We start from the raw sequence: 13,119 nt of genomic DNA, 5'->3' as shown, positions 1-13,119 counted from the left end.
ACACGTAGTATAATAAAGTTTAACTAAACAAATTTCATGAATTAATGTGTATATTTTTGACATAATTTTATATTAACATTTACATTTGTAATAGTCAATTTGTTGTAGAATGTATATGATTAAAATTTTATTAACAGGCATATGGGTATTATTTACACATTAAAAATATTGAAGTATAATTATTAGTGATGCTTTAAGGTTATTATTTATAAAATTAAACTTTTCAGTATTTATAACACTAAACAGAAAGGGAAAAAATGGAATATAAAATATTATATTTAGTAATTCCTTGTTACAATGAAAAAAGTGTATTAAGAGAAACTGCTAAAAGATTAAATAAAAAATTAAAACTATGATTCTTAACAATTATATTTCTAGTAATAGTAAAATACTGTTTATAGATGATGGTTCAAAAGATACTACATGGGATATAATAGAAGATTTAAATACAAATGATGATTTATTTATAGGATTAAAATTATCAAGAAATAGAGGTCACCAGAATGCATTATTAGCAGGATTAATGGATGCTAAAGAACATGCAGACATTGCTATATCTATGGATGCTGATTTGCAAGATGATATAAATGTTATAGATAAATTTGTTGAAGAATACTATAGAGGAAATGATATAGTTTATGGCGTACGCTCCAAAAGAGAAAAGGATACATTCCTTAAACGCTTTACGGCAGAATCATTTTATAAATTCATGAAAGCTTTAGGCGTAGATATTATTTTTAATCATGCAGATTATAGACTAATGAGCAAAAGGACATTAGAAGCACTTTCCCAATTTAAAGAAGTAAATCTTTTTTTAAGAGGTATTATTCCCTTAATAGGTTTCAAATCATCAATAGTTGTATATGAAAGAAATGAGCGTTTTGCTGGTGAATCAAAATATCCATTAAAAAAAATGCTAAATTTTGCTTTTGATGGAATTACATCTTTTAGTATAAAACCAATCAGAATAATTACAGCCATAGGTAGCATAATCTTCATAATTAGCACTTTATTTCTTATGTACTCATTGATAATGAAGTTTTTAGGGAAAACTGTTGTTGGTTGGACTAGCATTGTGTGCTCTATATGGATGATTGGAGGAATACAGCTTTTATGCTTAGGTGTTATTGGAGAATATATAGGTAAAATTTATAATGAAGTTAAATCTAGACCTAAATATATAATTGAAAAAAGAGCATATGGTGAGAAAAAATCTACAAATGACAAATAAAACAAAGGCAGAGAAATATTTAATTTTATATTTCTCTGCCTTTAATCATTATTTAATAAAATACCTATTAATTAGAATATATTCTGTACAAATGAGAACAGATAATGAATAAAGCACACTAATTACATTAAATCTTTTTATTTTAATTTTTAAATTTTCTAACGGCAAAATTAATAATAATGCTATTGGTATAAGATACCTACCTTGAACACCATCAATTTGATACTTACCAACTGGAGTATATGATATATATAATGCAGTAAAAATTAAAGTAGTTATTGATAAAAATAAGCATATAAATACAACTCTACTCTTGAAATTGAATATTCTTTTTTCATTATTAACTATAGCCGCTATAATTAATAATATATAATATGTAATTGTTAGTAGCAATGGCAAGTCAGTATCAAGCCATCCTAAAGTACCAATAAAACTTTTAAGATAAAATGTTCCATTATGAATCAATGTTTTAAAAAATATCATTATATATGACAATGGATTATGTAATATATAATTTATTTGTCCATTTACAGAAGCATTACTATTAGTAGCCAAAGTATTTGTAGTGAGTAATGACCAAATTACATTTAAAATTAAGGGGGTAATTATAATAATTAATCCTATCATAAAATATTGTTTTTTATCCTTAAACTTATTTTTAGGAATTAAAAGGTATAAAAAGGAAAATAAAAAATACATTCCTTTAGTAAGTGATAATATACAAATCAATAAAAACATTGTAACTATATTTTTACTTATAATATTTTTTGTATTGTCAGAAAATAATCTCATGAAATAGCTTACTGTAAAAATTGCCATACAATTTGTTACCCCATCAGCGGACAACGATGCAGATTGATATAATACCATAGGCATTAATGCAAATAAAAAAATCAGATTTTTCTTACAAGGTATAATCTTCATAGATAAAAGTATTACTAAGCAAGAAAAAAATAAATTAAACATTCTTCCTAAATACATTAATATTAAAGGAGATAAATTTAATTTTTTACCAAATGATATCCCAATACTTTGAGGTATATATGCTATTGGTGGATATGTTAAAGTATTTGGAGATGATATAAAAATTTTATTTTTAGAATCAAGTGGCATATTAAAAGCTTCTAATAAATTATTAATGTTTACTTTTTTATCTACATTGCCAGGAATCCCATCGGAAACTTTAATGACAGTATCATCTATACTTTTGGGAATAAATGCACCACTTTTATTGTGAAATTTTTCTCCTAAAATATTGCCATCTGATATTTGATATGCTCTACGAAAATGAGTATATTCGTCTGGAGATTGAAATGGACCATTTGAAAATACAAACGCAATACCAAATATCAAACTGAAAATGACATATAATTTTTCTAAGTTAATTTTTCTAATTAATATACTCATTTTAATTATATAGCTCCATTTCTATTTTATAAAATTATTAAAGATTCCATAATATTATCACAGAAACCATTATATATATGTCTTTTCTCTTTAAGAAAGAGCAATAAGTACAACTCCACTAATTATAGCCATCATTCCAAATATTTTAAATAAGGTAATATTCTCTTTTAAAACAAATCTAGAAATAATCATAGACCATATATATGTAATAGCTGTCATTGGTAATACTACAGATAATGGCATATATTTAAGTACTATAATATTCAAAATAGCACTACCTAAATATACAATTCCTCCAATGTATAAAAATTTGTTTTTAAGTATAGATAATATTGTAGTTCCATCAGTTGATTTTTTGAAGAAAAACCCTCCAAAAGATCCAAGTAAAGTCATTATAATAATTATTACTATTAATAAGAATCTATTCATCACCAACACCTACTAAAACAACTCCTAACATGATTAACATAAGGCCTATGATTTTTTCAATATTTACTACTTCATTAAGAAAATAATATCCAAGTACTACAATAAAAATGTAACTCATACTCATCATAGGATGTATTACTGAAAAACTTCCATACTTAAATGCTACAATCATACCAACTGCACCTATTCCATAGAAAATAAAACCCATTAAAATAAATATCATATTATGCATATACGATATTTTCCAGAAATATTGACCACTAGTAGTAAAAAGAGCTGAAATCAATATTAAGATTATTCCAATCTTATTTTTTTTTAAAGATTTAATTATATTATTCATTTTTATTACCATCAACTTTATTTTTCATTTTAAATGTATTTAAAAACAATTCGTAATTTTGCTTATTTTGTTTTACTAAAGTGTCTAATATAAATCCATTTGTTAAAAGCAATATAGCAGTTAAAACAAATCCTAATGCTAATATAGCAGAAGGTAACTTAGTAATAAAATCTGTTTCAATAAATTCTGTAATTACAGGAATCCCTACTAGCAAACCAATAATAAATGAAACTAATGACAATATAGCAAAAAAAGGTAGTGGCTTATAATCTTTAAAAAGCGATATAATTGTTTTTATAACCTTTATTCCGTCTACATATGTATTTAATTTTGAACTACTTCCCTCTGGTCTATCTCTATAATCTATAGGTATTTCCTTTAATAAAAACTTTTTATCTAAAGCGTGTATACTCATCTCAGTTTCAATTTCAAATCCTTCACTTAATACTGGCATAGTTTTAACAAAAAATTTATTGAAAGCTCTATACCCAGTCATAATATCATTTATATCATTTTTAAAAAGTTTTCCTATTAAACTCTTAACAAGGTTATTACCAAAGTTATGAAAAGCTCTTTTGTTTTCCAAAGTATAAGTTCCATTAGATAACCTATCTCCAATAGTCATATCAGCCTCACCCGATATAACAGGTTTTAATAACTCCTTTACAAATTTTGCTGGATAGGTATCATCACCATCAACCATTACATAATAATCAGCATCTATATCTCTAAACATACTTCTTACCACATTTCCCTTACCTTGGCGTGGTTCTTTTACAACTATTGCTCCACTTTTAAGTGCTATTTCTGATGTCTTATCCTTTGAGTTATTGTCATATACATATATATCTGATTCTGGTAAAACTCTATTAAAATCTTCTATCACCTTACTTATAGTTAATTCTTCATTGTAACATGGAATTAAAATAGCAATCTTCATAATTTTTTCATCTCCAATTAAATAAAAATCTTTTATTTATATAAAACTTTAAATATGTAATAACCATCTTTGTCTTTTGAATACACACATTGAAAAGATGTATGTTCATATTCATTATATTTGGTTAAATCATCTTTAGTTAGAATATACTTTATATTTAATTTCCTTAAATCTTCTACATTTAAATTAAGCTCTACACTATCTTGATACAATAACTTCACATCTGTTTTTTTATTTGTTATATTAACAGTTATATGCTCGTATCTATTATAAATATCAAGATACTTTTTCTTTTCATCAATTTTATACCATTTATTTAAATCAGGATAAAAATTTGTGCCATTAACAGTTTTTAATCCATTTGTATATAAAAAAGTCCCCATAAAAGATCCTGCTGGATCATTTGCACTAATCCAATATGCTTGTGGATCAACTTTTCTTATCTCTTGCATCTTATATGATAAATAATTATTATAGATTGCTCCTACTCCTCTAGCAATAGGATTTACAGTAGCTCCTGCTATTAGTATAACTATCAGCATAATTACTGAAAATAATTTTTTCTTTCCTTGAGTTAAAAGATAATTTAATATAAATAAAGCTATAAATAATATAATATAATATTTAAATGAAACATAGGATTTCATAGGTGAATTAATTACAGAAATATAATAAAAAAATGTAATTAATATACATACAAAAATACTATATACTTTATTTATGTACTTTGACTTTGAAAGTACAGACAAAGCCCAAATACTTAAATATACAGATGTTATACCATATACAATCATCATTCTATATCCAGTAACATAAGATAAGAGAGTAATTTTAGCAATTATTGTTGGTATTTTAAATAACATATAAAAAATTTCTATAAGTATAAAACATAAAAACGTTATTCCATATTTTAAATTTTCTACTTTTTTTGTCTATTAACACTGGCAATATTAAAATAACAACAGGTAGAAAATTAATAAAAGAACTTACTTCACAGTTATTTAAAAATGTTATATCCTTATATGGTAAAAAAATATTTGTGAGATAAAGATTAATAAAATAAAATGTTAGATCTCCCCCAGTACTTATTCTCTTACCGGGATATGAAGTTGACAATAAAATTTTTATATCCTCTTTTGATATTATTATTACATGAAGCAACATCAATAAAATAACCATAACTGTAGCTATTAAGATAATTGTATCCGTAAATTTAAACTTGATCTTATACTTATAATCAGTAACTATAAGTATCATAAAAGCAATACATAAATATGCCAATGGTATTTGAAGAGCTGGATATACTACTAATGCAAATCCCACACAGGACAATGAAAATAACAAACTAAAGATAATTTTCAATTTTATCCTGTTGAAATTTTTAATTATATAATAAAATGTTACTATTATGGCTTCCATATAAAAAACCAAATCACCAACATGCTGCATAAACCACCATTGAACAGATGGTGAAAGAGTTATCCAAAAGGCACCTAATATAGATACCATTTTATTTTGCTTAGTTATTATCATACAAACTTCAAAAGATAATAAAAAAAGCAATATAATTTTCATACACCAATACCAAGATAATCCATAGTCTTTTCCTAAAAGTAGAAATCCCCAATTAAATGGCTTAGCTAATATCGAAATATCTTTTACAGGAGCATTATAGCTGATAATCATATTTTGACCAGAAGGAGTTATATTTTTATTGATTACCGGAAATTTATCATTACTCATTGACTGTGCTAAAAAATATGGGGTTTGAACGTTCCATTCATCGCTTCTTATTGGTCTAGATTTACCAAACAAATTAGTTTTATAGTTTTTTTCCACATTTGTTGTTACAAAATTTTGCCATTCGCCTATAGAACTTCCATGAATCTTAAATAAAACTAATATAATAAAAATAACTAATCCTATAACATATCTATATTTTAATATTCTGTTTGAATATTTTAAGTTTTTCTTCTCACACATCATAATTATTAACCTACTTTTTAATTCACTTATAATATATTATTTAAATCTAAGAATTTTTTTTATCAATCTTTTTAATTTAGATTTTACTCTAATAAGATAGTATTTTATTAGTCCATTTGGTCTATAAAACAATTTAACCTTTTTTATTCTATCATTAGATATATAAGGGTTTTCACAAAATTCCTCCAATGGTTTTACTACATTTTTCCATTTGAATTGTTCTTTTACACTGTTAATATTCTGTTTTGATTTTTTATAAATTTCTTTATCATCAAGCATATTAATTATAATAGAAGCTAATTCATCATAATCTTTTTCACTATGGCAAAGTCCTAATTCATTATTGTCAACTAATTCTGACATATAATCACCCTTAGTCAAAACCATAGGTAAATTACACCACAAATAATCTAGAATTCTAGTTCTAAAAGAAAACCTAGTTTCTAAATTATTAAAATATGTACTCACACCTAAATCCGCTTCTAAAAGAAAATTCTGTCTTTCTGAATACTCTACCCAATCATTAAAAAATATATTTTCATTATACAATCCATATTCTTTAGATTTTTTTATACATTCCTCAGCTACCGTTGTATCGCAATTCATATTGGGATGCCCTATGCCCATAAAAAATAATTTTACATCTTTTCTCTTTTTACATATAACATTCATGGCTTCAATAAGTGTCAATGGATCAAACCAATTCCATATTCCACCACCCCATATTATAACTTTATCATCTTTATTAATATTTGGCCAGACTCCTTTCAGAACTTGTTTTGTCTTTACAGGATCCCTATTATCTAATCCAAATGGAACAACTCCAATTAACTTTTTCATTTGTATATCATCACTATAAGTTATAGGATTAACTCTATTTATAGCTGCAAGCATTCCAACCCAATAGTCTTTTTGTTTTTCACTGGAACATATAAAGTAATCGCCTAGAGAAAGTTGTTCAAGAATTAAATCCAAATCTGTTTCATGGTAAGTAAGTCTATCATTTATACTAATAAATTTTCTCAGTTCAAGATTTTCAAGTGTAATTGGATCGTATATGTCTACAACTATAGGTTTTTTTATTTTCTTAAGAAAAGGGTATAGCCTGAAGGCTATTCCCTGCACAATTATAGAATCACTGTTGTAAGCATTAGCCTCAAGTTCAACTTTGTTACCTTTTATCACATTAAACTTTTTCCCCTCAAGGCTTAAATCAGTTTTACTATTTGGTATATATAAAGTAACATCAAAGCGCTTACTTAATTCCAACGCAAAATTATAATATCTTATACCCGGTCCTGTCATTTTTTTTGCTATAGTATCTGGACTTATTAATAATACTTTTTTCATATTCAAATCCCTCTTAATAAATTCTATTTATTTGATCCACTTCTTATAAATCCAAGAATATTGAATTTTTTCAATTTACTAAATCTAGCATCTATCATTTTTTTCCATTTATTTAGTTTATATACATTCATTGAAACATTTTTAACTTGTTCTTCCATATCCCTTATATTGCTTTCCATCTGTCTAATATTACCAAGGTTAAGATTTTCATTACCTTTGTTATTCATTTTAGTATTAGAACTTGATGGTAAATTATAATTATCTGAAATAACAATCCCTTTTTCCTCATCAATTAGTTCATCTGAAAATATACATTCTGTTCTATATGTTAAACTTCCTTCTACCGGTGAACCATCAATCATCATACAACCTTTATTTTTCACTTCAGTACTTCTAAATATTGTTATGGAATTTTCCTCACTGGCATTTTCATCTGCTTTAATATAGAAATAAAACTGTCTTCCCTCTGAGTTTAAAATTGGTTCAAATTCTATATCCAACCATGAATTATCTACAAGTACAGAAGCATCGATTTTCTTCTCTATAATTAACGTATTAGTTAAAGTATCATATAATTTAAAAAATATCTTATGATCATTTTGTCTTGCATATGTACCAACCATTAATTGTACTTTTGTTAAATTTGGATATCTACATTTAAATTTTTGTCCCACTCTTGTGAAGTCGTAAATAGGTCCTACTAAATCATCTTTTATTATTTGATTAATATCAGGTATTTTATTATAAGATTTGCTTATAATATCTGTTTGTTTCTTCATAGGATCTTTACAAAAATCTTTAAGAGGACCTGTAACTATATTCCATTTATATTTCTCTCTATATTCACTTATATTGCTCTTACATTCGTTATAAAAGTCTTTATCATCAACAATTTTTATAATTGCATTTTTAAGACTTTCAACATCTTTAAATTTTACAACTATGCCCAGTTTTTTATCGATTACCTCCTGTGAAAAATAATCTCCCTCAGTAGCTATGATTGGAAGACTAGCCCATAAATAATCTAGAATTCTTGTTCTGAATGAAAATCTTGTTTCTAAATTATCAAAGTGGCAACTTACTCCAGAATATGATTCTAATAAAAAGTTTTGCCTATCGTTATAGTCTACCCAATCCATATTAAAGATTACATACTTATCTCTTATCCCTAACTTTTCAGATAGTTCAAAAGCTTTTGCAAGCATCTCCATTTCTGGTACATCAGGATTCGGATGTTTTACTCCTAAGAAAAACAATTTAATATCGTCTCTTGTTTTACTAATTTCCCCTATAGCTTCAATTAATGTTAATGGATCAAACCAGTTCCAAACTCCGCCACCCCATATGAATACTTTATCATTTTCTTTTAAACCAGGAATTTTTTCTTTTAGAGCACTTCTAGTATGCACAGGATCAGTTTCACTAATTCCGAATGGTACGAGTCCAATTAGCTTCTCCAATTTATTTGACAAATCATATTCTTTTGGATTAACTTTATTTAATGCAGAAAGCATTCCAATCCAAAAATCTTTTTGTTTTTCATTTGCACATATAAAATAATCGCCCACTCTAATTTGATTCAGCAATGCATTTAAATCACTATTGTTAAACATATTTCTAGTATGCATGTCCTTTGCTTTATGTACTTCTAAATTTTCTATTGTAAATGGATCGTATAAATCTACAACTATTATTCTATCATTACAATATTGCTTTAATTCTGGTATAAGTTCAAGCCAAACACCTTGAATTAAAACTATATCAGTTGTTCTAAAGGCATCTACTAAATCTTTTGTTTTACTAATACTAAATTCAACTAAGTTTATATTGTATTCTTCTAAATCCAAATTACATTTATTGGGTGCTGCGAGAGTTATAGAACATATATTAGATAGTTGCTTAGCAACTTCTGAATATCTTATCCCCGGTCCAGCCATTTTATTTCCGATTTTATCGCTAGAAATTATAAGCATATTATTTTTTCTTTTACCAAATTGCTTTTCTACATTTAATGAAGTAACTACATTTTCTATTGTGTTATTATACAAATTATTTCTATATAAAAACTTTAATAATTGATTATCATAAGCACGATTCATAAATTTATCTATGAATTGTTCATCTGTAATTTTTCTATTTTTTTGTATGTATTCTCTTTTTAACTTCATTTTAGATAGTTTATTTGTAAATTCAAGCATAACTTCTGATTGAATTTTCATATCTTTGTTTTCTGTAAATTGATTCTCTGTATCTGCATCAGTATTATATGATTTTATCAATAATGAAGCAGATAATATTCTATATACATTATCTTCCGAGTAATTTTTATATATAGTAAATAACGTATTTCTGTTTGAAATAACATCAAGATTAATCTTTTTTAGTTTTTTTGACGTACTATTATGTTTATGATAACAAATGGCTTTATGACAAAATCTCACTTTATATCCTAATAGCCATAATCTCCATCCTAAATCAACATCCTCATTGTAGGCAAAATAATCTTCATCAAATCCTCCAATAGAAAGAAATACTTTTCTATCGATAATCATTGCTCCGCCACAAGCAAACATTAAATCTCTATCTTTATTATATTTTTTATTAGCATCTTCTATATCCATAGCAAAGTCATCTTGATATCCATGTCCATAAAAACTTATTCCGCCACCAGCGAAATCAAGTTTACTTCCATCCCAATTAAGTATTTTACTTCCTATACAAACATAGCTATCATCTTCACATTTATGTAAAGTTTCTAACATATCATTAATCCAATTAGCGTCTATTTTCATATCATTATTTATTAACGCTATATAATCACCCTTAGCAATTTTTGCAGCATCATTATTTGGTTTTGCAAAGCCTTCATTTATTGAGTTCTTTATTATTTTTACATTTTTATATTTACTTTTAACAAATTGCACTGACCCATCTTTAGACCCATTATCAACCATAATGAACTCTAGTTTATCTTTAGGATATGCAAGTTTATTTAATGTGGAAAAACACTCTTTTAAATGATCTTTACCATTATAGTTTACTATAATAAAACTAATTGATTTTTCTTCGTCCATGCTACATTAACACCACTTTCTTTATTTCATATACGTTATTATAAACGCCAATCACATTTAAGTTGTACTTTACCATCTTCTTTTATATTACCTTCATTTATTATAAAATAATAGTGTTTATTTCTATAATCATAAATTTCATCATTATTTTCATTACACAATCCTATAGATACATAATATTTTGAATGTAAAAAAGGATTATTTTGTATTATAAAACTAATAAAATTACTATCTTTCATGTCTGTAATCAGTATTCCATCTTGATTACAGTTATGATATGAAAGTCTCCATCCCTCTTCACTAAATATTTCAAAATATAAAATAGAAGATTCCACTTCTACATTTTTTTTAATTTCAAGATTTATCTTTATATCTTCACCAGAATTAAATACATTTCTAGCCATACCAGCATTATCTGAGAAATATGCTTTTGAAATTTCTAATTTTTTATTTCCTTCTCGATTTCCAGTAGTGGAAAACTCTTTTGCCTCATGCATATCTATATCTACATTATCAACCTTCTCAAGTACCTTCTCAACACCTTTTTCTTCTATTTCATTAGAGATTTTATCTTTTTCATCGCTAGATGAATATAAGAGTTTCATATACAATCCAATCATTCTCTCTGGTGTATCTTCAATAACAAATCCACCCTTTTTAATAAAAATAACTCTATCACATATCTTTTTTACAATTCCCATATCATGAGATACAAATACAATAGTCTTACCTTCTTCTTTAAAGGATTGAATTTTATCTAAGCACTTTTTTTGAAAGTTTGCATCACCTACGGCCAAAACTTCATCTACAAGAAGTATATCCGGATCTACACTTACTGCTACAGAAAATGCCAATCTCATATACATACCAGAAGAATAATTTTTAACTGGTGTGTCCATAAAGTTTCTGAGTTCAGCAAAATCCACAATTCTATCATATCTATCATCAATTTCTGATTTACTTAACCCTAAAATTGAACCATACATATAAACATTTTCTCTACCTGATAGGTCTGGCTGAAATCCAACTCCTATTTCTAATAAAGACGAAATTTTACCATTAACAATTATCTCGCCTGCATTGGGTTTTAATATGTTAGATATTAATTTAAGACTAGTACTTTTTCCCGTACCATTCTCACCAATTATTCCTACTGTTTCTCCCTTTTCAATTGTAAATGAAGCATCTTTTAATACATCAATAATTTGTACCTGTACCTTATCTCTATTTAAAACTTTGGCTAAAAATTTTTCTTTTAATGAATAATTCTTATTCTGATATATTTTAAAATGTTTTGTTACATTTTTAAATTCAATAACTGACATATATGTTCAACACCTTTTCTATAATTTCTCTATTTATTATATTTCTTCAGCAAATACTACTTCTATTTTTCTAAACAATCTGAATCCAAAGAATATTAAAACAAAGTCTATTATAATTAATGCCAATATGTATAAATAATATGGGAATGTATCAGTATACAAAATAGATCTCATGCATTCAACTACTAATGTCATTGGATTTAACATTATTAGCCTTTTAAATACGGCATGATTGTTCAAAAGTGTCAATGGATATACAACTGGTGTAAGATACATCCATAAATTAAAGATTACTTCAACTAAATGTGATATGTCTCTGTATAAAACATTTAGTGATGATAATATTAAAGATAGCCCAACTGTAAATCCCAATATTAATAATAAAACAACTGGCAGCATTACTAGTGGCAAGCCTATATGTAAGCCAGATACAATTACTGCAACAAATAGAATTAATAGAGTTATTACGAAATTAACGAAATTCGAAAATATAATTGACAACGGAATTATTTCTCTAGGAAAATAAACCTTTTTGATCAAATTTGCATTACCTATTATTGAAGTAGTACTTCCCATGACTCCAGCTGCAAAAAAATTCCATGGAAGCAATCCACATAATAAAAACACAGTAAAATTAGGTGTAGCTTGCCTCATAATAAGTTTAAATGCAAATGTATATACAAATAACATTAATATTGGGTTCAAAAAAGACCATAAAAATCCCAGAACAGAATTTCTATATTTTAACTTTAATTCTTTTGATGTTAAATTAAAAAGCAATTGCCTTGAATTATATATTTCTCCAATATATCCGATAACATCTTTTATACTTTTAATCACTAAATCACCTTCAATTGTAATATTTAAATCAAACTAGATTTATATTAACTTATTATTTATCTTTATTCAACTTATTTATATATTTTAATATCTAATTCTCTATTTTTAATCATTTCTTCTAGGGATATATCTTCTCTTACACCTTCAGTACTCTCTTTCAAAAATATAATCTTAATAGTTTGAAATATACTACGTGT

General features: G+C 25.9%; 10 protein-coding genes and 1 pseudogene. 1 reads left to right on the top strand and 10 read right to left on the bottom strand.

The window, feature by feature from the left end:
* The first annotated feature begins 257 nt into the window (after positions 1–257).
* Positions 258–1,231: pseudogene (locus tag RH99_RS15510) on the top strand (glycosyltransferase family 2 protein).
* A gap of 48 nt (positions 1,232–1,279) precedes the next feature.
* Here the strand turns inward: RH99_RS15510 and RH99_RS15505 are convergent.
* The 10 genes from RH99_RS15505 to RH99_RS15465 all read right to left on the bottom strand — a co-directional run bounded on the left by RH99_RS15505 (position 1,280) and on the right by RH99_RS15465 (position 12,922).
* The gene (locus RH99_RS15505; protein WP_010240341.1) at positions 1,280–2,638 is read right to left on the bottom strand and encodes a DUF2142 domain-containing protein; all 1,359 of its coding nucleotides are present in this window, start codon (positions 2,636–2,638) and stop codon (positions 1,280–1,282) included.
* Positions 2,639–2,728: 90 nt separating this feature from the next.
* Positions 2,729–3,067 (bottom strand): EamA family transporter, encoded by a 339-nt coding sequence (locus tag RH99_RS15500; protein WP_010240339.1) that lies wholly within the window; start codon positions 3,065–3,067, stop codon positions 2,729–2,731.
* On the bottom strand, positions 3,060–3,407 hold the full coding sequence (locus tag RH99_RS15495) for an EamA family transporter (protein WP_010240337.1): 348 nt from the start codon (positions 3,405–3,407) through the stop codon (positions 3,060–3,062). The genes RH99_RS15500 and RH99_RS15495 overlap by 8 nt, the downstream gene beginning before the upstream one ends.
* Complete coding sequence (locus tag RH99_RS15490; RefSeq protein WP_010240335.1) at positions 3,400–4,347, bottom strand: glycosyltransferase family 2 protein; 948 nt, start codon at positions 4,345–4,347, stop codon at positions 3,400–3,402. Before RH99_RS15490 ends, RH99_RS15495 begins: the two co-directional genes overlap by 8 nt.
* 32 nt (positions 4,348–4,379) lie before the next feature.
* Complete coding sequence (locus tag RH99_RS20095; protein ID WP_138990723.1) at positions 4,380–5,210, bottom strand: DUF7654 domain-containing protein; 831 nt, start codon at positions 5,208–5,210, stop codon at positions 4,380–4,382.
* A complete protein-coding gene (locus tag RH99_RS19040; RefSeq protein ID WP_138990721.1) occupies positions 5,200–6,333 on the bottom strand; it encodes a DUF7657 domain-containing protein in 1,134 nt (377 codons plus the stop codon). The genes RH99_RS20095 and RH99_RS19040 overlap by 11 nt, the downstream gene beginning before the upstream one ends.
* Before the next feature lie 36 nt (positions 6,334–6,369).
* On the bottom strand, positions 6,370–7,683 hold the full coding sequence (locus tag RH99_RS15480) for a glycosyltransferase (protein WP_010240332.1): 1,314 nt from the start codon (positions 7,681–7,683) through the stop codon (positions 6,370–6,372).
* Positions 7,684–7,706: 23 nt separating this feature from the next.
* Positions 7,707–10,757, bottom strand: coding sequence for a glycosyltransferase (locus tag RH99_RS15475; protein WP_010240330.1), 3,051 nt, complete (start codon positions 10,755–10,757; stop codon positions 7,707–7,709).
* A gap of 38 nt (positions 10,758–10,795) precedes the next feature.
* Positions 10,796–12,082, bottom strand: coding sequence for an ABC transporter ATP-binding protein (locus tag RH99_RS15470; protein WP_010240328.1), 1,287 nt, complete (start codon positions 12,080–12,082; stop codon positions 10,796–10,798).
* A 36-nt stretch (positions 12,083–12,118) separates the two neighbouring features.
* Positions 12,119–12,922, bottom strand: a complete 804-nt coding sequence (locus tag RH99_RS15465; RefSeq protein ID WP_010240327.1) for an ABC transporter permease — start codon at positions 12,920–12,922, stop codon at positions 12,119–12,121.
* Positions 12,923–13,119: the final 197 nt, after the last annotated feature.

Origin of the sequence: Clostridium arbusti SL206, assembly GCF_000246895.1 — a bacterium.
Classification (GTDB): domain Bacteria; phylum Bacillota; class Clostridia; order Clostridiales; family Clostridiaceae; genus Clostridium_I; species Clostridium_I arbusti.
Note: the sequence above shows the minus strand (reverse complement) of the source record. Positions and strands in the feature narration are given on the sequence as shown.

Coding starts and splice junctions, on each gene's coding strand:
- RH99_RS15505 (WP_010240341.1), bottom strand. CDS start 2,638: ATGAGTATATTAATTAGAAAAATTAACTTAGAAAAATTATATGTCATT.
- RH99_RS15500 (WP_010240339.1), bottom strand. CDS start 3,067: ATGAATAGATTCTTATTAATAGTAATAATTATTATAATGACTTTACTT.
- RH99_RS15495 (WP_010240337.1), bottom strand. CDS start 3,407: ATGAATAATATAATTAAATCTTTAAAAAAAAATAAGATTGGAATAATC.
- RH99_RS15490 (WP_010240335.1), bottom strand. CDS start 4,347: ATGAAGATTGCTATTTTAATTCCATGTTACAATGAAGAATTAACTATA.
- RH99_RS20095 (WP_138990723.1), bottom strand. CDS start 5,210: ATGTTATTTAAAATACCAACAATAATTGCTAAAATTACTCTCTTATCT.
- RH99_RS19040 (WP_138990721.1), bottom strand. CDS start 6,333: ATGATGTGTGAGAAGAAAAACTTAAAATATTCAAACAGAATATTAAAA.
- RH99_RS15480 (WP_010240332.1), bottom strand. CDS start 7,683: ATGAAAAAAGTATTATTAATAAGTCCAGATACTATAGCAAAAAAAATG.
- RH99_RS15475 (WP_010240330.1), bottom strand. CDS start 10,757: ATGGACGAAGAAAAATCAATTAGTTTTATTATAGTAAACTATAATGGT.
- RH99_RS15470 (WP_010240328.1), bottom strand. CDS start 12,082: ATGTCAGTTATTGAATTTAAAAATGTAACAAAACATTTTAAAATATAT.